The sequence below is a fragment of the Nonomuraea sp. NPDC049129 genome (assembly GCF_040648495.1).
Lineage (GTDB): Bacteria > Actinomycetota > Actinomycetes > Streptosporangiales > Streptosporangiaceae > Nonomuraea.
In genome coordinates this window covers 185,089-205,768 of record NZ_JBEZDU010000009.1, presented here as the reverse complement: position 1 = coordinate 205,768, position 20,680 = coordinate 185,089, and the positions used below count along the sequence as shown (strand labels likewise).

The window sequence follows — 20,680 nt, the reverse complement described above, 5'->3', positions numbered from 1 at the left end:
CTGTGGGACCGGCGATTTTCAGCTGTGCGATCATCGACGGGTGTGGCTACGTCTTGGTGTGCTCGACTGGATCAGGGTCGGGTTGCTCGGGCTCGGCCTCGTCTTCGTGGCGACCGGGCTGCTGCCGTGGCGCGAAGCCGTGGACAGCCTGGATGAGATCGGGCCGTTGCTCGTCTTCCTGGTGGGCATCATCGTGCTGGCGGAGCTGACCAAGGAGGCCCAGGTCTTCGACGCCATCGCGGCGCGGATGGCGGTCTTGGGACGGGGCAACTACGTCGCGCTCTTCTTCCTGTGCACAGCCTTCGCCTCATTTATTACGATATTTCTGAATCTCGATACGACCGCGGTGCTGCTCACCCCGGTCATGCTGGCGCTGGCTCCCAGGGCGCGCATCGCCGCCCTGCCCCTGGCTATGACCACGATCTGGCTGGCCAATAGCGCCAGCCTCCTGCTCCCCGTCTCCAACCTGACGAACCTGCTCGGCATCAACAAGATCGCGCTCGACACGCAGCAGTTCGCCGGGCGGATGTGGGTGCCGCAGATCGTCTCGATCGCCGTGACGATGGCCTTCCTGTGGGTCTTCTTCTGGCGCCGGGGCCAGCGTCGCGACCTGCGCTACACGCCGCCCTTGCTGGAGCCGGTCGCCGACCGCGTGCTGTTCGCCGCCGCGGCCGCGGGCTGCTTACTGTTCATCGGCGCGCTGCTGGTCAAGGTTCAGGTCGGCGTGGCCGCCTCGGTGGCGGCGCTGGTCGTCGTGGTGGCCTTCGTCGTACGCGACCGCGCCCGGCTGACCTGGAGCCTGATCCCCTGGCAGCTGCTCATCTTCGTGACGGGCCTGTTCCTGGTGGTGCCCACCCTCAGCCGCTACGGCCTGGCCGACCTGATGCGCTGGATGATCGGCGCCGAAGGCGACCCCTACCGGACGGCGGCGGTGGGTGCCGGGCTGTCCAACCTGATCAACAACCTGCCCGCCTTCCAGGCCATCGCCGAGGTCATCCCGTCGAGCGACCAGGACCGGTTGCTGGCCCTGCTGGTCGGCACCAACGTGGGGCCGGTCGTCACGCCGTGGGCGTCACTGGCGACGCTGCTCTGGTTCGAGTCGTGCCGCCGTCACGACGTGCCCGTACCGATGCGCCGCTTCCTGGCCACCGGCACGGGGCTGGCGATCGTCGGTCTGCTCGCCAGCGTGTGGGCCCTTGTCACATTCGGCTGACCGCTCGTCAGGATCGGGGACAATACGGTTCATGACTATCTACCGTTTGTTGGCATATTTCGGTCTTGCTGCGATGCTCGCCGGTTGCGGCGCCCAGGAGTCCCCACAGGCCCAGCCCTCGACGCCCCCGTCCGCCACCGCCGCGCCGCCCGCCGAGTCGCCCAGTGCCGCGCCGCCCGCCGCCGCGACGCGCACGATCAAGCTGGAGGTGCTGGGCAAGGGCAAGGCCATGCAGCCGATCATGTACATGGCCGACGAGGACGGCACGGAGAACAACGCCACCCTGCCCTGGTCGCGGACCGCCACGATCGAGCTCACCGGCGCCGAGCAGCGCGTGGGTCGCCTGGTGTCCGTCGTGTCGGGCTCGGTCAAGGACGCGAGCGGTCAGCTCAAGCCGGCTCCCTGCCGCATCATTGTGGACGGGAAGAAGGTCGCCTCCGGCACGGGCCTGTGCAAGTACAAGGTCAAGTAGCGGCGCGGGTGCGGAGCACCTCGAGGAGGCCGGGCATGGCGCTCGGGTGGGTGGCGACGAAGCTGCGGTCGTCGGGCGTGCCGTCGATCCCCTCCTCGAACGGCCCGCCGTCGAGTGCCCGGATCTCGATGCCCGCCTCCTGCGCGAGGAGCGCGCCCGCGGGCAGGTCCACCGCCTCGGCCCGGTAGCCGACGATACCGTCGATGTCGCCCCTGGCCAGCATCGCCCACGCCAGCAGCGGGGCCCACAGCTGCAGCATCCGACGGGCACTCAGCTCCAGGGCGTACTTGATGGCCCGTACGGTCGCGTCACCCCTGGACACCGAGTAGCCCTGGGTCCACGCCAGCAGCGGGCCGTGCGGTGAGGGGTTGTGCGGCGGCGCCAGCCGTACGCCGGAGGACGTGATCGCGCCGCGGCCGCGGATCGCCGACCAGGTCTGGGCCGAGACCGGGTCGTGCACCACGCCCAGCAGGGGACGTCCCGAGCGGCACAGGGCCAGGCCGACGACATAGGCGGGCAGGCCGATCACCACGTTGTTGGTGCCGTCGAGCGGGTCGATCAGCCACGTCCACTCGCCGTCGGCGGCGCCGAGCAGGCCCGACTCCTCGGCGATGACGGAGTGCGCCGGGAATGCGGTGAGGATGTGTTCGACCAGCAGCTTCTCCGAGGCCAGGTCGAGCTCGGTGACGACGTCGCCCGAACCGCCCTTGGGCCGGGTGCCGAGCACGCCGCGGGTGCCGGACACGAGTAGTTCGCCCGCGGCCTCGGCGGCGGTGACGGCGACCGCGCGAGCGTGATCCAGATCCATTCGGGGCCCCTCAGCTCAGGTGGGCGGCTATCAGGCGGACGGCGAGCGCCGTCTCCTCGTCGTCGAGCGGTTGCCTGGACACGTGGTGGTCGCCGGTGCCGAGCGGGCCCAGCGACAGGTCGCGGCTGCCCGGCCGGCCGCGGCCGAGCGCGATCGTGGCCGCCTCGCCGCCCGCCGGCACGACGCTGCTGTGGAAGCGGCCGGCCGCCAGCGTGTAGGTGTCGCCGGGGCCGAACTCCTCCACCAGCCCCGTCTCCTGTCGTACGGTCCGGCGGGTGGGCGTGATGCGGTCGCCGTCGGCGCCGCTGACCACCTCGAACACCCGGTGGGTCGGGTCGCGTACCGCGTCGGTGACCACCGCGTGCACGTTGCGCACCTGCCCGTAGAGCACATGGCTGAGCAGGTCCCAGCTGTGGCAGTGGATGCCCGACGTGGTGCTCTGCGCGTGCGTGAACCTGGCCGACCACAGATGAAGACATACCCCCTCGCCGCCGTCACGCTCCAGCGGCAGGCAGACGAAGCCGAGCGGGTGGCGTACGGCCCTGATGCCGGTGCCCGACAGCGCCGCCAGCGCCCACGGCCGCGCCTGTCCCCGGGCGAGCTGCTGGTAGACACCGTTACGGCTCATGCGTCGTACGGATTCCTGGCGCGCAGCGCCTTGCGGGCGATGTCGACGACGTCGCGGTCGTCGTAGGACCTGGGCAAGGGGATCGAGATCCGGGTGAACAGCTCCTGCACCTCCTCGACCGTGGGCTCGTCGCTCAACGGCACCTTCTTGTACATCTCCAGCGGCACCAGCCGGGCCTGCTCGAAGCTGAGCCGCAGCTCGGTGTCGCAGTTCTCGTAGTAGAAGGTGTCGGCCAGCGCGGTCATCGCCCGGTTGGGGTCCTCGACCGTCATGATCAGGCGGGTGGCCGACAGGTCCCAGCGGAAGGTCGTCATCGTGGAGGACAGGCCGATGCCGATGTCGAGCAGCCCGTAGCGCTGGCGGTGCCAGAAGGCGGCCAGGATGGTCGCGTACGACTCCTTCCTGACCCGGTCGGCCGTCCAGGTCTCTCCGGTGCCGTCGGGCGCGTCGGACAGGGAGCGGCGGTAGTGGGCGTAGGTCTCGCACACCTCGACGTTGGCCGGGTCGATGATCTCGACCCTGACCGTGAGGTGGCGCTTGACCTTCCTGGCCGCCGCCACGCACTCGGGCAGCGTGATCGCGCGCAGGTAGGTGCCGGTGCCGCCCTTGAAGCTCCACCGCGTGGTGTCCTTGCGGGCGTCGGCGTGCGCTTGCGCGATCTCCTGCCTGCTGCCGAGCACCCTGACCAGCTGGAGCGAGTCGAGAGCCCGCCGCGTGCCGGTGACCAGGTCCTCGATCGCCTCGAGCCGGGCCAGCCGCACGGGCAGCTGGGCGAGCGCGCCGGAGGTGACGGTCTCCTCCAACGGCGCCTGACGCACCCGGTCGCGCAGCAGCGCGGTGGCCACCAGCGCCAGGATCACCAGGGTCGCCGCGCTGACCAGCTGATCCTGGACCTTGTCGCCTTCCTTGCCGAAGATGCCGTCCGGCATGATCCCGAGCACGCCGACTACAATGGCCAGACCGAGTGCGATCGCGCCGTCGGCGTTCTGCGCCGCCCATGGGGCGATCCGCTTCAGCGCCGCCGTGAACCGTGCCATCGCATTGCCCCGCATCCGACGATCAGTCAGTTCCCGAAATCATGGTAACGACCCCGCCAAGTGCGCGGAAAGAGCAGACCTCCTCCCTGAGTATGACCTGACATATCCCCCTTAAAGGTAGGGCGTGGAGATCGCGAGATCTTTACGCTTACTGGACGGGGGTGGGGATGAAGGGGTTAATACCGAGCTTGCGCTCGGGTTCTCTGGCGATGGCGCTGGTCGTCTACACGGTGTGTCCCGTGCCGCCGGCCATCGCCGCCACGGTGTCCGACGAGCTGGTCCTGGGGGAGCGGTTCGTGCATGTCGTCGCCCATCCGGACGACGATCTGCTGTTCATGAGCCCCGACCTCTACGGCGGGGTGCTGGGGGAGCGGCCGAGCGTGACCGTCTACCTCACCGCGGGCGAGGGCACCGCGGGGCTGGACGACCATCACGATCCGTACGTGTACGCACGGGACCGCGTAGAGGGCCTGCGCGCCGCGTACGCCCATCTGGCCGGGGTGCGCGATGCCTGGCACAGCACGGTGATCACCGCCGGGGGACTGCCCGTCAAGGTGGACTCCCTGGTCGAGCGGCCAAAGGTGGTCCTGATCTATGCCGGGCTGCCGGACGGTGGCGACCCGCGCGCCGACGGCGGTCGTGACGCGCTGACCCGGCTGTGGGCCGGCCGGGGCTGTGTACGCGTCTTCGACCCCGCCGAGCGGCGGTGCGTGAGCCGGGAGAACGTGGTGGCGATGCTGCGTGCCATCTACGCCAGATACCAGGCGAACGTGATCCGCACCCTGGACCCCGACCCGCCGCCGCGCTGCCGCCTCTGCGACCACCCCGACCACGTGGCCTCGGCCCGCTTCGCCGCCGCCGCTGCCGCGGATCGGCGGGTACGCCTGGTGGCCTACCGCGGCTACCCGATGACGACCTGGGCGCCCAACGTGCCGCAGCGGATGCGGGAGCTCAAGCGAGAGATCTTCCACGTTTACCGGCGCTACGACTACCGGGCCAGGTCCGGCTGGCACTACCGGGCCTGGTACGACCGGATGTACAAGGTCACAGGCCATCGCCACTGACGCCTTGGCGGCGTGGAGCTGTCGCTCCACGCCGCCCTTGGGGCTCAGAGCCAGCCGCGGCGGCGCGCCATCTGCTCCAGAGCGTGCCGGAGCGCCTGGTCGGCCCCGCCCGGGTCGTCGTAGCGGACCGTGAACCGGTTGTAGGCGTCGTGGCTGGAGGTCAGGAAGCCGCCGCGCTTGTCGGCCTCCAGGATGACGTCCATCTGCCGCGGCCCGGCGATGAACGTCAGCTCCAGCTCGTTGAAGTGCCGCCGCCACTCCCCGCCCGCGTAGTACTCGATCTCCTGGAAGAACGGCATCGTCGAGCCGCGCAGCGTGCCGCGTTCGAGGTCGGCCTTCTTGAAGCCGAAGCCCAGACGGTCGAGCGCGGCGATGACGTGCTCCTGCGCGGGCAGCGGGTTGACGAACAGCGGGTCGAGGTCGCCCTTGTCCATCGCGCCGGCCAGCGCCAGCTCCGTCTGCACGCCCAGCCGCATGCCGTGCAGCGGATGACCGCCGATGGCGCTGATCGGCGTCTCCCAGGGGATGACGATCTCGAACGGCTGGCTGTGCTGCGCGCCGGCGGTGAGCTGAAAGGTCCCGGCTACCTGCTGGCGCAGGAAGCCGTAGGTGGTCTTGTACTCTTCGTCGCCACGCTCCACCTCGACCACCGCGGTCAGGTCGAGGTAGATGCCCTCGACCTTGTAGTCGGCGCCGCCGCCGCGGAAGTTCACCACTCCGCGTAACGTCTCACCGGGCCGTACACCGCTGCCGGCCAGGACCGTGTCTACTTCGACGCCCGCGCCGAACGCGGCCATCAGTTTGCGGAACACCATGGGGTTCTCCTATGACCCGGGGGTCTCTCCGTTGTGATGGCCCGAGAAGCGGGGGAGCAACTGGGCCAGGAGCAAGGTCGACAGTGCGGAGTCGCCGGATCCCTGCTGGGTGCGGACCACCAGGGGCTGCGGGGCGTTCTCCGCCAGTTTGGCGCCCACGTCCAGGCGCCTGCGAGCCAGCTCGTACTGCAGCACGGCCCGGTTGTCGCGGTAGGAGTCGGCCAGCCTGCGCAGGGCCTTGGCCTCGTTCTCGGCCGCGGTCAGCTCGGCGCGGCCGCGGGCCTCGATCTCCCAGCGCACCCGCTGCGCCTCCGTCTCCTGCTCTTCCAGCATGCGCGCCACGTCCTTGCGCGCGGTGTTGTGCGCGGCCTTGACCTCGACCACGCGGGCGTCACGGGTCTTCTTGGAGCGCTCGATCTCCATGAGCAGGGTATCGATGCGGCGCTTGCGGGTCAGCTCCCACTCGCGCTCGTAGGCCGACAACTCCTTGGCCACCTTCTCGCGGGTGGCCAGGTGCTGCTGGTACTGGTCGGGCAGCTGCACGTCGGGGATGTTGGCGCCGGTGATGCGCACCCCGTAGCGGCCGAGCTGGCGGTTGAGCGCCTCCTGCATGTCGCCGACGTCGGAGCCGCGCAGGTCGTACGCGCGCTCGGTGTTGACCTTGCGGCTGCGCTGCCTGATCGCGTCCTGTACGGCGCTCGACAGCACCAGGTCGAAGTTGCCCGCGCCGATCGTGCGGACGAACGCGACCGGGTCCACGATGCGGAACTTGAGGAAGAACTCGATCGACTTCAGCGGTACGTTCTCCGCCGTCGGGCAGGCCACGATCGGCGCCGAGTACGGGATCTCGGTGGAGGTGTCGACGACCGCGTCCACCCGGTCCCACGGCAGCCACAGGTAGTGGCGGCCCGGCGGGAGCGTGCCGGTGATGGCGCCCCAGCGGCTGCGTACGCCGGTGGTGCCCTCCTCGATCTCGATGATCGCCCGGCGCCACATCCACACCAGCGCGACGGCGAGGAAGAACAGCGCGCCCAGCGAGGCCGTCACGACGAGATTGCCCATCACCGCCATCCCGGCGAAGTAGACGGCGATGAAGACCAGGGCCATCCAGGCGAAGCCGCGCCTGTCCTTGGGGATCACGACGGGTACGAGCTGGCCCTGCTCGCCGCCGCGCAGCAGCTGGCGGATGTCGGACCAGGAGGCCAGCGACTCCTTGATCTTCGAGAACTCGCGGCTCATCGGACCTCACCCTCGATGGTCGGCAGCGTGGCGGCGAGCGCGGGCTCGGGCGCCTCGCTCACCTCTTCGGCGACCTTCTTGAGCAGTGCGGTGATCTCCGCCTCCCTGCCCGCCACGCGCTCGCCGATCTCGGCCAGCCGGCCCCGGATGGCGGCCATGTCCTCGGCCGAGAACAGCGCCGCCCCCTTGCCGCCGACCAGTTGCTGGGCCAGCGCCAGGAAGTCGATGTCGGTGTGCTCGCCCACCTGCACCACCTGCGGCAGCCGGGTCGCGACCGACTCCAGCTTGTCCAGCAGGTCCTGCTGGAAGCGGTAGTCGAGGATCTCCGGCGCCTCGGCCGCGCTGAGCGCCCTGATGTCGAGCGCCTGCGCCTCCAGCAGCGCCGAGTTGGCGTTGGCGGAGGACTCCGCCTCGACCAGGCGCTGCCTGGCCTGCGCCTTGGCCTGGTGGGAGGCCCGCTCCAGCGCCGTGTCCATGCGCGCCTGGTAGCCGGCGATCTCCGCCTGGATCGCGCTCAGCGTCTCCTGCAGTCCGGCCAGCTCCTTGATCAGGTCGCCCTCGTTCTGCTCCTTGCGCAGCTGCAGCTCGTACTCGTAGGTGTAGGCCTCCTTGGCGACGCGCACCATCTCGGGGGCGGCCAGGTCCATCCGGTACTCCTGGCTGGACGGCTCGGCGTGCGTGATGTTGACGTCGGTGAGGCGTACGGCGGGCAGGAACTGCTGGTTGAGGTTGTCCAGCATGCCCAGCGTGCTCTCGCCCACCAGGTCGTAGATCTCCTCGGCCCGCTGGGCGTAGATGAGGGAGCGGGTGACCTCGCTGATGGCGTTCTGCAGCTTGGACTGGAAGCCGCTGACCGAGCCGAGCACGAAGATGAACTCCGCCGGGTTCTCGATCCTGAACTGCAGGAACAGGTCGACGCTCGCCTTGACGCCCTGCTGCGTGGGGGCCTCGCTGATGGGGGCGTTGAACGGGTATTCACGGGTGGTGTTGACGATGTAGCTGACCCGCTTCCACGGGTTGAACAGCGTCACCCGGCCGGGGTCGGCGATCTGCACCAGCTTGCCGAACTTGGTGATCAGCGCCTTGCAGCCCTCGGGCACCATCACCACGCTGCGCCGCCACCACAGGAAGGCGGCCGCCAGGACCAGGACCACCCAGTAGTGCGGGCCGAAGAACACATCGGTTCGGGGGATGACGTTGCCGAGCGCGCCGATCAGGCCGAGCACCACCAGGATGCCCAGCGGCACGACCACCTTCGCGGTGGTCCCCTTGGGGATCACCACCGGCGAGATCACGTGCATGCCGTTCTCGGCGAAGCTGCGGTTGATGATCTCGCCGGCCTCGTTCAGCGACGCGGACCGGGCCTCGATCAGCGTGCCCACCGACACGCCGCCGTCACGGGCCGCCGCGAAGTCGTACGGGTTGAGCGCGAAGCCCTGAACCTGGACCTGGCCGGCCAGCTGGCCCGCCTGGTCCACCGCCTGGCCGACGGCTTGACGGACATCACCGCCTTGAACGACCGCCTGGGCTATGCCCTGACCTGCCTGGATCAACGCCTCTCTGGGTCGTGACATTGCACCTTCCTCTTCCGCTACGGGCGGATTCGACCGTATCGGGTGTCACTTTCGATTCGCTTGCAAGGGGGAGGTGCGCTCCAGGGCGTGCGCGGGGGTGAGGTGCTCGGCGCTCACATGCGGAAACGGGGCTAGCGACCGATCATGGTCGCGTCGGGGAGTGACTGCTTGACCGCCTCCGGCGTGCCGACCACGACCGTCAGCTTCCCGCGGGTCTTCTTGGCCGCCGCGTTCCCGTAGATCCGCACCTTTCCGAGGTCCTTGGCGTCGATGGTGACGAACATCCGGGTGGGGGTGCACCACAGCGTCACCGTGCTCTCCGAGCTGGTTCCGGCCATGAGTTCCTTGGGCCCCGCGAAACCCGCCTCCGCTGTGGTGACGTTCCCCTCGGACTTCGTCAGATCTTGGCTCATGTTGAAGGTGACGCTGGAGGACCCCTGGTCGGCGAGCCCGCACACGCCCTTGCTGTGGATCCAGGGGACCATGTCGTACTTCGCGACCTGGATCCGTGCCAGCACCTTCTCCGCCCCGTCCGGCATCCCCGACCTGGACGCCGAACCCGGCAACGCCGCCAGTGGCCAGCGGCTCGGATCCTTGAGCAGCCAGTCCTTCGGCTCCTCCGTCGAACACCCCGTCAACAGCAGGACCGCAAATATCGCAATGATTCCCCTCATTAGTAGATCACCATAGTGAGGAAGCGTTTTCACGTACAGCGCGCCTGCGCCGTGACCGAGCACGGCAACGCATCGGCTGAGAAGACAGGCGGCGATGAGCGAGATCGTCCACAACCGCATCGCGTCGCCGCGCGCCGAACGCGGTGTCACCCGCAAGCAGCTCGCCGACGCTCTGGGCGTGCACCACCAGACGATTTCTCCACCACCCCGTTTCCACGGATCGGCGAACGGTCCGCCTGACGGAGGCCTTCTGAACGGTCCCTCTGACCAGGTGACGGTTTCTGTCAGTGGCGCCGCCTACAGTGGCATCATGCGACCGGTCACTGATTTGCAGCGGAAGGTGGCGCCCTTCGAGGTCGTCACCGAGATGACTCCCTCCGGCGACCAGCCGACGGCCATCGCCGAGCTGGAGCGCCGCGTCAAGGCCGGGGAGAAGGACAACGTCCTGCTGGGCGCCACGGGCACCGGCAAGACGGCCTCGATCGCCTGGCTGATCGAGCGGCTGCAGCGGCCCGCGCTGGTCATGCAGCCCAACAAGACGCTCGCCGCGCAGTTCGCCAACGAGCTGCGGGAGATGCTGCCCAACAACGCGGTTGAATATTTCGTCTCTTATTACGATTACTACCAGCCTGAGGCGTACGTCCCGCAGAGCGACACGTACATCGAGAAGGACTCCTCGATCAACGACGAGGTCGAGCGGTTGCGTCACTCGGCGACCAACTCGCTGCTGACCCGCCGCGACACGATCGTGGTGGCCTCCGTGTCCTGCATCTACGGCCTGGGCACGCCGCAGGAATACGTCGACCGCATGGCCAGGCTCCGCGTCGGCATGGACGTCGACCGCGACCAGCTGCTGCGCCGCCTGGTCGACATGCAGTACACCCGCAACGACCTCGCCTTCACGCGGGGCACCTTCCGGGTGCGCGGCGACACGATCGAGATCATCCCGAAGTACGAAGAGCTGGCCGTACGCATCGAGATGTTCGGCGACGAGATCGAGAAGCTCTCCACCATGCACCCGCTGACCGGCGAGGTCATCACCGAGGACGAGGAGCTCTACATCTTCCCCGCCTCCCACTACGTCGCCGGCGAGGCGCGGATGGCGATGGCCGTCAACGGCATCGAGGCGGAGCTGGCCGAGCGGCTGTCGGAGCTGGAGCGGCAGGGCAAACTGCTGGAGGCGCAGCGGCTGCGCATGCGCACCACCTACGACATCGAGATGATGCGCCAGATCGGCACCTGCTCCGGTATCGAAAACTACTCGCGCCACATGGACGGCCGCGAGGCGGGCAGCGCCCCCAACACGCTGCTCGACTACTTCCCGGAAGACTTCCTGCTGGTCCTCGACGAGTCCCACCAGACCGTGCCGCAGATCGGCGCCATGTACGAGGGCGACGCCTCCCGCAAGCGCACCCTGGTCGACCACGGCTTCCGCCTGCCGTCGGCGCTCGACAACCGGCCGCTGAAGTGGGAGGAGTTCCTGGAGCGCATCGGCCAGACCGTCTACCTGTCGGCCACGCCCGGCTCCTACGAGCTGGGCCGGGTCAAGGGCGACGTGGTCGAGCAGGTCATCCGGCCGACCGGGCTGGTCGACCCCGAGGTGATCGTCAAGCCCACCAAGGGGCAGATCGACGACCTGGTCCACGAGATCCGCGAGCGCGCCGACCGCGACGAGCGGGTCCTGGTCACCACGCTGACCAAGAAGATGTCGGAAGACCTCACCGACTACCTGCTCGAGCTGGGCATCCGGGTCCGCTACCTGCACAGCGAGGTCGACACGCTGCGCCGCATCGAGCTGCTGCGCGAGCTGCGCTCCGGCGAATACGACGTGCTGGTCGGCATCAACCTCCTGCGCGAGGGCCTCGACCTGCCCGAGGTGTCGCTGGTGGCCATCCTCGACGCCGACAAGGAAGGCTTCCTCCGCTCGGAGACCTCCCTGATCCAGACCATCGGCCGGGCCGCCCGTAACGTCTCTGGACAGGTCCACATGTACGCCGACAAGGTCACCCCGTCGATGGAGCGGGCCATCGACGAGACCAACCGGCGGCGGGCCAAGCAGATCGCCTACAACCAGGCCAACGGCATCGACCCGCAGCCACTCCGCAAGAAGATCGCCGACATCCTCGACTCGTTGCAGCGCGAGGACGCCGACACCGACCGCCTCCTCGGCGGCGGTCGCCAGCAGTCGCGCGGCAAGGCGCCCGTGCCCGGGTTCGCCGCCCGCCAGGCCGGGCAGCACGCCAAGACCATCGCGGGGGAGATGCCCCGGGCACAGATGGAGTCGTTGATCGAGTCGCTGACCGAGCAGATGCACCAGTCGGCGGCCGACCTGCAGTTCGAGGTGGCCGCTCGGCTACGCGACGAGATCAAGGAGCTCAAGCGGGAGCTGCGCGACATGCGGGAGGCGGGGGTCCAGTAGCCGATCGGAGAAAGGGCGTCCGCTTCGCTCCGGACGTACTTTCTCCCCGCCCGTCACCCGATTCGGTGGTTGGCCGTCTGATGCCCGCCCGTCCACAATGGGCCTCCGCTTCGCTCCGGACGTCCTCCCAGGCGGGCTGACGCCCGCCCCCTGAAGGGCCTCGCTGCGCTCGGACCGCCTTCTCAAGCATGCTTCGCCGGGTCGGCTGATCGGACTGATCTTGGCGGCAACATGATCGAGACAGGCACCGACTCGTGCCGCCAGGCCCCGGCCCAAGCCCACTGCCGCAGCGCTGTGACAGCGGCCGGAGAGCGGGCTTTGCGGCCGCTGTGACAGAGGGCCGGAGAGTGGGCTTTAGCATCGCTGCGCCTTCGTCTCCGGCCCTTATCCTCTGGCGGGTGTCAGAGCATTCCGGCCTCCGATTGGAGCAGTGCGGAGAGGGCGTCGGGGTCTGCTGACGCGACGCCCTTCGCGGCGAACCAGGTGGCCACGTTGCGGGCGTCCCGGTCGAGGAAGTGGGGCCCCGTGGGGTGGGAGATCACGTCGACGATCTGGGGGAGGTCGATGATGACCAGCCTGCCCTCGTGAACCAGCAGGTTGTACGCCGACAGGTCGCCGTGGGCCAGGCCCTCTCTGGCCAGGACGACCAGCGCCTCGACCAGTTGGGCCCATAGGTCGTCCAGATCGTCCGAGACGTTGGCGAGCCGGGGTGCCGCGTAGCCGTCCGGGGTGCCGACGAACTCTTGAAGGATCTCGGTGCCGACGATCTGGACCGGATAAGGCACCGGTAGGCCGAGCTCGGTCAAGCGACACAGGGCGCCGAACTCGGCCGCGGCCCACTGCCCGGCGATGAGCTGTTTGCCGAAGGCGGTGCGGTTGGCCATGGCCCGGTTCATGCGGCTTTCGCGGGTGCTGCGGCCTTCCAGGTAACCGGCGTCCCGGTGGAACAAGCGGTGTTCCGCTGAGCGGTAGCGCTTGGCGGCCAACAGACAGACCCGGTCCGTGTCCGGCACGCCGCGGGAGAGCAGGTGGACGTCGGCTTCCTTGCCGGTTTTGAGGATGCCCAGCTCGGTGTCCACGGCGGCGAGCTCGGTGACGAGCCAGTCCGGGTGCGGCTTCGGGCCACGCTCGGTGGGCGTGCTCTGGTCCCAGGTCGACCAGCGGTCGCCTACGGGTGGTCCGTCGTCGACGGGGGCGCTGTCGAGCCATTCGAGATCGTCGGCGTCGAGGGCGTACTTGCCCCGGCGGCGGGGCGAGGAGTGCTTGGGCACGGTGGGATTTCTCCAGAAATGAGGCCCACCGGCGCAGCGATCAGCTTGGCGAGATCCCGGTGGGGAGGTCAGAGGACGCGGAAAACGGCACGCGAACAGTCATCGTCATCACGGTCTCGACCTCCTTCCACGTACGCCTTGCGATCAGCCTGATCGAGTATGCCGAGCCCGCTCTGGGGGCGCAATCGAATAATCGCCGCCCGCTTGGCAGAGATGCGGCTGAACGTCAGCGGGGCGCCTACCCCGGCAGGGCGCCCACCCCCGTTGGGAGCTCACCTCGCAGCTGATGGCGCTGGGTCAGCTGATGAACTTGCTCAGATCGAGGTCGATGTCCACGGGGAAACCGATGTCGGCCTTCAGGTGGCCGCGATGGATACCGGTGGCCACATAGGTCCGGACCGCCGGCTCGAGCTCGAAGGTGTAGACGATGGGCTTGCCGTCTGCTTCCATTTCCACGCGCCAGAAGTGCCTGATGCCGGCAGCAGCGTATTTGAGGGGCTTGGTCGTCCGGTCGCGTTCTCTCGACTCGTCAGAAACGACCTCGATGACCAGATGGACGTCCTCCGGGCTGAAGGACCCGGCGAGGGTGGTCAGCGCGGACCGCTTGACGAGGAGAATGTCGGGTTCGGGACGCTGCCGCATGCCCAGCGTCACCGTCATCTCACGGGCGACCATGAGATCGGGCGGGGTGCTTATCCCCAGAGCGCGGTCAGTGAGCAGGCTTATGACGAGCATGTGGAAGCCCGTCTGCGGTGGCCTGAAGATGAGCGACCCATCGATCAGCTCAACATGCTTGGGCGTATCAGGGGGCAGGTGATCGAGCATGTCGGCGGTCCACCCGCCGGAGGGGCCGGGGTAGAACCACTCGGGAAGTGCCGTGGTCATCGCGCCAGCCTCCTAGCGACAGATCGCTGAGTGGTGTCATCGTGCCACGCCACGTAACCGTCAGGAGGGGTCTTGGCGCTCCCGCATGGTCTTGCGATAGAGCTCGTCGATCTCGTCGAGCGGGTCCGGGGGGCGGCGACGGGCCTCGATCTCCAGGTCCGTGCGGGAGCGGAGGTCGTCGATTCCGGCCGAGGCGTGCTGGAGCTGGTCGCCGAGGAGGTCGGCGCGGATGCGGGCGCACATGGCGGTCAGCTTGGCCTGGTGCTCGCGCAGGCGGTGGAGCGTGGCGTGGTCAACGTACGGCGAGGCGCGGCGTTGCTGGGCGTACATGGCGAGTTGTCCGTCGTGTACGTCGGCCTGCGCGGACAGGTCGGCCAGGAGCTGAGGGAGGTCGCCGAGGCCCCAGCCCTGGCGTTGGGCCTGTTCGACGGCCTGGCGGGTGATCGAGACCTCGCGGCGCAGGTCGAGGCGGAGGCGTTCGACTTCCCCGGCGTCGCCGGCGCCCATGGCGTTGACGTGCGTGGTCAGCTGGGTCGCCGCCTGCCTGGCCTTGATCGCCGCCTTCTGCCCCAGCTTGACCAGGAAGTAGATGCCGACGCCGGCCACCAGGCCGAGGAAGCACAGGATCGCCAGGATGATGAGAAGGACCTCGGCGATCGTCCCCACCTCCTGCTGACTGTCGAGTGCTGGCTGCTGACCGCTGAACGGTCGCTGCTTAGAGGATAGTGCGAGCGCGGGGCGGGTGCGTGGCCAAGCAGGCTCCCCAAGCAGGCTCCACGGAGCGACGCAGGCTGTTTTGGTGACGGTGGACATGCTGTTGATTTTCAGGACGCGTTCGATCTGGCCGACCAGGCGGACGGTGAGGCGGAAGTTCCCGCTGGTGATGCGGGTGATGGCGGCGAGAGCTTCGGTAGTGGCGTGATCGTCGGTGTCGGCGAGGCTGAGGTGGGGCCAGGATCTGGCTAGGACGAAGGCCTGTTCATCGGCAGACATGGGCTTGTGGTGGTGGACGAAGCCAACGCGGGTGAGGAACCCCTCACGAACGACGCGGTCGACGCGATACTGGTCGGATGATCTCTAAAGCAGTGGAGTACTACCAGCGCATCCTGACCAGCCGGTCCTGGTTCGCCGAGGTCGCGGCGGAGGGTACGGTCCCGCGCGGCCCACACCTCGCCCATGCCGCCACGGCCGAGCCGCTTGACCAACTCGTATCTGCCCGCGATCAGCTCTCCGCGCTCCACCGCTCACCTCCGTGTGGTTGCCAGCGTCGGCCGCCGAATTGCGCGAGAGCCTGCGTCAGTTCGGTCCGCTGTTCGTGCGTCATCGGCCCGAGCACGCAGATCGGCATACACAACGCGACCACGGCGTCGACGAGGTGTGTCGAGTACGGCTTGATGCTGGTTGGGGCCGGGTAGGGCCATCCCGCCGGCAGCGGGGGTGGCAGTTGTCTGGCACCCCCCTTGATGTACAGGTGGATACCGGTGTACCGGTCCGGTCCTGCACCCTTGATCTGCTCGATGGTGACGCGACGGATCTGGTCCCAGGTGAACTCGCGACGTCCGGTAGCTCCGGTGGTGACAATGTAGTTCGGGCCGACGTGCAAGGACCAGCTCGTTCGATGCGGGTACGGTCGCGTGGCACTCATCTCCCGGCGCCTGTCTCCGTTCCCTTTGATGACCACGAGGGCACCGATGAGCCCGAGACCGCCGCTGATGGCTCCGAGGAAGGCGGGGATGCCGTTGACACCTGGATGGGCGTCAACTCTGAACACGCTGGGGTCCAGCCACCAGGAAATCAAGGCGCCCGCTGCCCCCACCAGCAACAAGATCACCGGCAAGACCATTGAGTACTCCGCCGGTTCGCTGCCCGCTTCGGCGTAGGTGGACGGCGGCTCCTCGCCGGTCCAGGACATCTCGAAAGCGCCGTTGGTTTCCGGCCGCCGTTGGAGCGCCGTCGTTTCGAGCTGAGTGATCATCTCGGTGACTTGGGGCGGGAGCCATCGCGTGGTGTCCCGGGCCGACGCGGCCAGCCGATCGAGCAGATCGGTGAGACCGGGCCGATTCTCGGGAGCCTTGCTCAGGCAGGCGCCCACCAGGTCGACCAAGCCCGGCGGCAGCCCAGTCAGATCCGCATCGTCATGAACGATGCGATTCATGATCGCACGGTGGTGGCCATCGCCGAACGGGCCCCGGCCGGTGGCGGCGAACACCAGCACCGCCCCCAAGGAGAACACATCGCTGGCAAGGCCGACCTCGTCGCCGTGGACCTGTTCGGGGGACATGAACGCCGGCGTGCCGATCACGACCCCTGTGGTGGTGTAGGAGGTGGAATCCAACGCACGGGCGATCCCGAAGTCGATGACCCGGGGACCGTCGGCGGCCAGGATCACGTTGCCGGGTTTCAGGTCACGGTGCACGAGTTTGCAGTCCTGGATCGCGGCCAGGCCCTCGGCCAGGCCAGCCCCGAGCACACCGACCGCCGTGGGCGGCAGCGGCCCGCGCGTGGTGACGGCATCATGCAGAGACGGGCCGGGAATATAGGCGGTGGCCATCCACGGCGGATCGGCGTCGGTGTTGGCATCCACCACCTGCGCGGTGTAGAACCCACCGACTCGCCGAGCAGCCTCCACCTCGATCGCGAACCGACGCCGAAACCCCGCATCGTCGGCCAGCTCTGGCCGCACGACCTTCACCGCGACCGACCGGCCGCCCCGGGAACGGCCTAAGAACACCTGCCCCATGCCGCCGCCGCCCAGCCGCCCCTGCAGCTGGTATGGCCCCATCTGGCGTGGATCACCCGCCCGCAGCGGCTTCATACGCCACCTTTCAGAAGAACAACCCTGCACCTGCGACAAGCTCAGATCATTTCAGGAAACAGTCACCTCGCCCATTTGTCGGCGCTGTTCTCCTGGATCACCCTGCACGCCCCCGCCGCCGCGGCGGCGACCCGACCGACCGGCCGCCGCCACCGTGGCGGTGACGAGACACCCGCCGTGCACCAGCATGCCCGGCCGCTGCGGGACCGGGCAATTGTGCACCTCATCCTCGGGACCGCGCTGCGCCGCGCCGAAGTCGTCGGCCTCGATCTGGATCAGCTTCACTCCGCCGACCCTGCCGAACTACGGCAAGCCAAAAAGCCAAGCTGACCAGCGTACGTGGCAAAGGACGCACCAGCCGGACGGTGTTCCTCGGCCGCGACGCCCGCCACGCTGTCGCCGACTGCCTCGACGCCGAACGGCCTGGCGACATCGACGAGCGCAGCCAGGCGCTGTTGCTCGCGGCATCTTCGATCGGCGCCCGCCGCCCAGGAGGTCGGCTTTCACCACGGTCGATCAACACGATCGTCCGCCTCGGTCACGCCAACGACCGCTCCCTGCGGCCTCTGCATTACCAAGCAAGCTCTTGATTGTTGTCGCCGGTGCGTGATTCAGTTCACCTACCGCGAAGGAGCCACGCATGCTTGACGGCAAGGTAGTGCTCATCACCGGCGGCGCCAGGGGCATGGGGGCCGCGACGGCCCGCCGCTGCGTCGCGGCGGGGGCGAGCGTCGTGATCACCGATGTCCTGGTGGAGGACGGCACCGCCACCGCGAAAGACCTCGAATCGCGATTCATCCCGCACGACGTGACGAAACAGGATCAGTGGGCCGATGTGGTCGAGGAGGTCCTGGACGAATACGGCCGGATCGACGGGTTGGTCAACAACGCGGGCATCGCCCGCTCGGCGCTCCTGGAGCAGTACACGCTCGACGACTTCGAGCGCGTGCTCAAGGTGAACCTCGTCGGCGTCTTCCTCGGGCTCAAGTCCGTGGTCGCGCCGATGCGCGCGTCAGGCGGTGGCTCGATCGTGAACCTGTCGTCGGCGGCCGGGCTGACGGCGCTTCCCGGCACCGGCGGCTACGGTGCGTCCAAATGGGGCGTCCGCGGCCTCACCAAGATCGCCGCGATCGAGTACGCCCCTCACCGGATCAGAGTCAACTCCGTACATCCCGGAATGATCGTCACCCCCATGACGCTCCGGCACGGCGCGGTTTCGGGCGAGGGCGCGTTCCCGCTGGCCGCGGCCGGGCGGTGCGGTGAGCCCGAGGAGGTGGCGGAGGCCATCGCGTTCCTGCTGTCCGACGCCGCCTCGTACGTCACGGGCGCCGAGTTGGCGGTGGACGGCGGCTGGACGGCGGGCGAGACCGCCATGCTCCCGCGGACGGAGGTTGAGTGAACGATGGCGATCGACGAGGTCACCAGGGCGGTCATCGACGTGATGACGGCCGTCTTCCCCAAGGTGGGCACCGAGGTGACGGACGCCGCCGAGGCCCGGCGGATCCTGGCCGAGATGCCCCAGCCGGAGGCGGAGCCGTACAAGGTGGGCCGGGTGGAGAACCGCATGGCGGGCGACCTGCCCGTGCGCGTCTACTGGCCACCGACGGAGCGAGAGACGCGGCCGGTGGTCGTGTACTTCCACGGTGGCGGGTTCACGCTCTGCACCCTGGACACCCACGACCCCGTCTGCCGACTGATCTGCACGGACGCCGACGTGATCGTGGTGTCCGTCGACTACCGGCTGGCGCCGGAGCATCCGTATCCGGCCGCCGTCGAGGACGCCTACGCCGCGACCCGCTGGGTGTACGAGCACGCCCGCGAGCTGGGCGCGGATCCCGGCAGGCTGGTGGTCGCCGGTGACAGCGCGGGCGGGAACCTGGCGACCGTGACGTGCCTGAAGGCCAGGGACGAGGGCGGGCCGCCGATCGCGCTGCAGGTGCTGGTCTATCCCGTCACCGACGCCGCCCAGGACGCGCCCTCGCACGCGGAGAACGCTGAGGGATATTTCCTGACCGCGGCGCACATGCGGTGGTACTGGGACTGCTACCAGCCCGACCACGCGAGGCGCGCCGAGCCGTACAGCTCGCCGATCAACGCGGACGTGAGCGGGCTGCCGCCCGCGCTGGTGATCACGGCGGAGCACGATCCGCTCCGGGACGAGGGCGAGGCGTACGCGGAGCGGCTGCGCGCGGCCGGGGTGGACACGCTGAGCGTGCGTTATGCCGGGATGTTCCACGGGTCCTTCGGGCTGGGCGCCATGCTGCCCGTCGCCAAGGAGGCCGAGGAGCGGGTCTGCGCCACGATCAAGGAGCGGGTGGGGTAAAAGATGCCTTATGCCGATTTAGGGCAGAATATTCGGCTCTTTTATACCGACGACGGCAAAGGCGACGGGCCGCCGCTGCTGCTCGTCCACGGCTGGGGTACGGACTCCCACCAGTGGTCCTGGCACATCGACGCGCTCGCCGGCAAGCACCGGGTGATCGCGGTGGACCTGCGCGGGCACGGCTACTCCTCCGTGCCCGACGAGGGCAACACGCCGCGCGAGATGGCCGCCGACCTCGCCGCGCTGCTGGACCGGCTCGCCATCCCCGAGGTGATCGCGATCGGCCACTCCATGGGCGGGCAGGTCGTCTCCATCCTGGCCGTCGAGCATCCGGACAAGGTATGCAAACTGGTCGCCCTCGATCCCGGCTACGGCATCACGGCGGACGTCGCGCGGACCTTCCCGGAGACGGTCGCCGCGCTGCGCGGCCCGCACGCGCACGCCGCCGCCGAGCGGCTCGACGAGTGGTGCACCAACGCCGCCACCCCGGCCGTCATCAGGCGCTGGCACAAGCGCCGGCTGTACGGCATGGCGCCGCACGTGCTGCTCCAGGCGTTCGAGGCCATGTTCACGGAGCCCGACGCGCTCGGGATGCGGCCGGCGAGCGACGACTACCTGGCCCGCAGGGAGTGCCCGGTGCTGTCGATCTGGTCCGACCCGGAACGCGCGGCCTGGGAGTCGGGGCTCTGCAAGCATCCGGCCTCGAAGGTGGTGTGCTGGGAGGGCTCCAGCCACCGGCTGCACGAGGAGCGCCCCGGCGAGTTCCTCCTCGTCCTGCGTCGCTGGTTACGGACCTCCTGATCCGTCCCGTGCCACTGATTACGGGCCTTCTGACCGCTACGGGCTTCCTGACGTCCGTCTGGCCCGGCGGGCGGCGCGGTAGCGGCGTACCCTCCTGATCGTCCACCAGGCGAGCAGGGCCAGTGCCAGCAGCGCGACGATGACCAGCAGGGGCAGGAACACCGCGATCAGGCTCATACCGAGCGACCCGACGTCCTCCACCGTGCTGGCGACGGGCGCGCCCACGCCGCCCGTCCCCACGTTGATCATCGGACGGGCCGTCGCCTTCAGCGCGTGTACGGCCAGCGCCAGCAGGATGCCCAGCAGCCAGCCCGCCCACGGGTGCTCGGTCATCCAGGTCGAGTGGTCCAGTTCCGACGCCGCGTTCGTGGCGCTGAAGACCACACCGCCGGCCGCCGGTCGTACGGCGGTCTGAATGGCGTCGTTGACGCTGTCGACGGCCGGGACCTTGTCGAGCACCATCTCGGCGACCAGCAGCACCGCGATGATGGCGAGCACGCCCCAGTTGGACAGCCACGAGTAGCCGTCGGGCAGCTTCACCTTGTCGGTGAAGTTGGCCAGGATGCCCACCACGAGGAGCGGGATGTAGGCGTTCAGGCCGGCGGCGGTGGACAGTCCGAGCCCTGTCAGTGCGGCGAACAT

General features: G+C 68.7%; 21 protein-coding genes. 8 read left to right on the top strand and 13 right to left on the bottom strand.

Features of this window, described 5'->3' with window-relative positions:
* Positions 1-40: 40 nt before the first annotated feature.
* Both AB0B64_RS28725 and AB0B64_RS28720 read left to right on the top strand, forming a co-directional pair.
* Positions 41-1,213, top strand: coding sequence for an SLC13 family permease (locus AB0B64_RS28725; RefSeq protein ID WP_358180960.1), 1,173 nt, complete (start codon positions 41-43; stop codon positions 1,211-1,213).
* A gap of 31 nt (positions 1,214-1,244) precedes the next feature.
* Positions 1,245-1,685, top strand: coding sequence for a hypothetical protein (locus AB0B64_RS28720; protein ID WP_358180957.1), 441 nt, complete (start codon positions 1,245-1,247; stop codon positions 1,683-1,685).
* Here AB0B64_RS28720 and AB0B64_RS28715 read toward each other — a convergent pair.
* From AB0B64_RS28715 to AB0B64_RS28705, 3 genes are read right to left on the bottom strand one after another with little or no spacing between them, the layout of a single operon-like run.
* Positions 1,678-2,493: an inositol monophosphatase family protein gene (locus AB0B64_RS28715; protein ID WP_357945615.1), complete on the bottom strand. Its 816-nt coding sequence runs from the start codon at positions 2,491-2,493 to the stop codon at positions 1,678-1,680. The genes AB0B64_RS28720 and AB0B64_RS28715 overlap by 8 nt on opposite strands.
* 10 nt (positions 2,494-2,503) lie before the next feature.
* Positions 2,504-3,121, bottom strand: coding sequence for a hypothetical protein (locus tag AB0B64_RS28710; RefSeq protein WP_358180954.1), 618 nt, complete (start codon positions 3,119-3,121; stop codon positions 2,504-2,506).
* Complete coding sequence (locus AB0B64_RS28705; protein ID WP_357945619.1) at positions 3,118-4,158, bottom strand: hypothetical protein; 1,041 nt, start codon at positions 4,156-4,158, stop codon at positions 3,118-3,120. Before AB0B64_RS28705 ends, AB0B64_RS28710 begins: the two co-directional genes overlap by 4 nt.
* Positions 4,159-4,346: 188 nt before the next feature.
* On the opposite strand from AB0B64_RS28705, the gene AB0B64_RS28700 reads away from it, so the two are divergent.
* Positions 4,347-5,222, top strand: a complete 876-nt coding sequence (locus tag AB0B64_RS28700) for a PIG-L family deacetylase (protein ID WP_357945622.1) — start codon at positions 4,347-4,349, stop codon at positions 5,220-5,222.
* A gap of 44 nt (positions 5,223-5,266) precedes the next feature.
* Here the strand turns inward: AB0B64_RS28700 and AB0B64_RS28695 are convergent, their stop codons facing one another.
* From AB0B64_RS28695 to AB0B64_RS28680, 4 genes are all read right to left on the bottom strand, one after another.
* Complete coding sequence (locus tag AB0B64_RS28695; RefSeq protein ID WP_357945624.1) at positions 5,267-6,037, bottom strand: sporulation protein; 771 nt, start codon at positions 6,035-6,037, stop codon at positions 5,267-5,269.
* 9 nt (positions 6,038-6,046) lie between these two features.
* Positions 6,047-7,276, bottom strand: a complete 1,230-nt coding sequence (locus tag AB0B64_RS28690) for an SPFH domain-containing protein (protein WP_357945627.1) — start codon at positions 7,274-7,276, stop codon at positions 6,047-6,049.
* A complete protein-coding gene (locus AB0B64_RS28685; protein ID WP_357945629.1) occupies positions 7,273-8,850 on the bottom strand; it encodes an SPFH domain-containing protein in 1,578 nt (525 codons plus the stop codon). The genes AB0B64_RS28690 and AB0B64_RS28685 overlap by 4 nt, the downstream gene beginning before the upstream one ends.
* Before the next feature lie 131 nt (positions 8,851-8,981).
* A complete protein-coding gene (locus tag AB0B64_RS28680; RefSeq protein WP_358180951.1) occupies positions 8,982-9,524 on the bottom strand; it encodes a hypothetical protein in 543 nt (180 codons plus the stop codon).
* Between the two features lie 310 nt (positions 9,525-9,834).
* On the opposite strand from AB0B64_RS28680, the gene uvrB reads away from it, so the two are divergent.
* A complete protein-coding gene (uvrB, locus tag AB0B64_RS28675) occupies positions 9,835-11,943 on the top strand; it encodes an excinuclease ABC subunit UvrB (RefSeq protein WP_357946355.1) in 2,109 nt (702 codons plus the stop codon).
* A 401-nt stretch (positions 11,944-12,344) separates the two neighbouring features.
* Here uvrB and AB0B64_RS28670 read toward each other — a convergent pair whose 3' ends face one another.
* From AB0B64_RS28670 to AB0B64_RS28650, 5 genes are all read right to left on the bottom strand, one after another.
* A complete protein-coding gene (locus tag AB0B64_RS28670; RefSeq protein ID WP_358180948.1) occupies positions 12,345-13,214 on the bottom strand; it encodes an RIO1 family regulatory kinase/ATPase in 870 nt (289 codons plus the stop codon).
* A 297-nt stretch (positions 13,215-13,511) separates the two neighbouring features.
* On the bottom strand, positions 13,512-14,039 hold the full coding sequence (locus AB0B64_RS28665; protein ID WP_358180945.1) for a Uma2 family endonuclease: 528 nt from the start codon (positions 14,037-14,039) through the stop codon (positions 13,512-13,514).
* 120 nt (positions 14,040-14,159) lie between these two features.
* Positions 14,160-15,092, bottom strand: a complete 933-nt coding sequence (locus AB0B64_RS28660; RefSeq protein WP_357945639.1) for a hypothetical protein — start codon at positions 15,090-15,092, stop codon at positions 14,160-14,162.
* A 229-nt stretch (positions 15,093-15,321) separates the two neighbouring features.
* Positions 15,322-16,914 (bottom strand): serine/threonine-protein kinase, encoded by a 1,593-nt coding sequence (locus tag AB0B64_RS28655; protein ID WP_358180942.1) that lies wholly within the window; start codon positions 16,912-16,914, stop codon positions 15,322-15,324.
* Positions 16,915-16,965: 51 nt separating this feature from the next.
* Complete coding sequence (locus AB0B64_RS28650; RefSeq protein WP_357945645.1) at positions 16,966-17,199, bottom strand: hypothetical protein; 234 nt, start codon at positions 17,197-17,199, stop codon at positions 16,966-16,968.
* Between the two features lie 80 nt (positions 17,200-17,279).
* Here AB0B64_RS28650 and AB0B64_RS28645 point away from each other — a divergent pair, with 80 nt between their 5' ends.
* Genes AB0B64_RS28645 through AB0B64_RS28630 form a run of 4 tightly spaced genes read left to right on the top strand, consistent with a single transcriptional unit; the run spans position 17,280 to position 20,038 of the window.
* On the top strand, positions 17,280-17,504 hold the full coding sequence (locus AB0B64_RS28645; RefSeq protein WP_358180938.1) for a hypothetical protein: 225 nt from the start codon (positions 17,280-17,282) through the stop codon (positions 17,502-17,504).
* 50 nt (positions 17,505-17,554) lie between these two features.
* Positions 17,555-18,313 carry a glucose 1-dehydrogenase gene (locus tag AB0B64_RS28640; RefSeq protein ID WP_358180935.1) on the top strand — a complete coding sequence of 253 codons (759 nt, stop codon included), beginning with the start codon at positions 17,555-17,557 and terminating at the stop codon, positions 18,311-18,313.
* Positions 18,314-18,316: 3 nt separating this feature from the next.
* Complete coding sequence (locus AB0B64_RS28635; RefSeq protein ID WP_357945651.1) at positions 18,317-19,237, top strand: alpha/beta hydrolase; 921 nt, start codon at positions 18,317-18,319, stop codon at positions 19,235-19,237.
* A gap of 3 nt (positions 19,238-19,240) precedes the next feature.
* Positions 19,241-20,038: an alpha/beta hydrolase gene (locus AB0B64_RS28630; protein ID WP_358180932.1), complete on the top strand. Its 798-nt coding sequence runs from the start codon at positions 19,241-19,243 to the stop codon at positions 20,036-20,038.
* A 36-nt stretch (positions 20,039-20,074) separates the two neighbouring features.
* On the opposite strand, the gene AB0B64_RS28625 is transcribed toward AB0B64_RS28630, so the two are convergent.
* Positions 20,075-20,680, bottom strand: coding sequence for a DUF4126 domain-containing protein (locus tag AB0B64_RS28625; protein WP_358180930.1), 606 nt, complete (start codon positions 20,678-20,680; stop codon positions 20,075-20,077).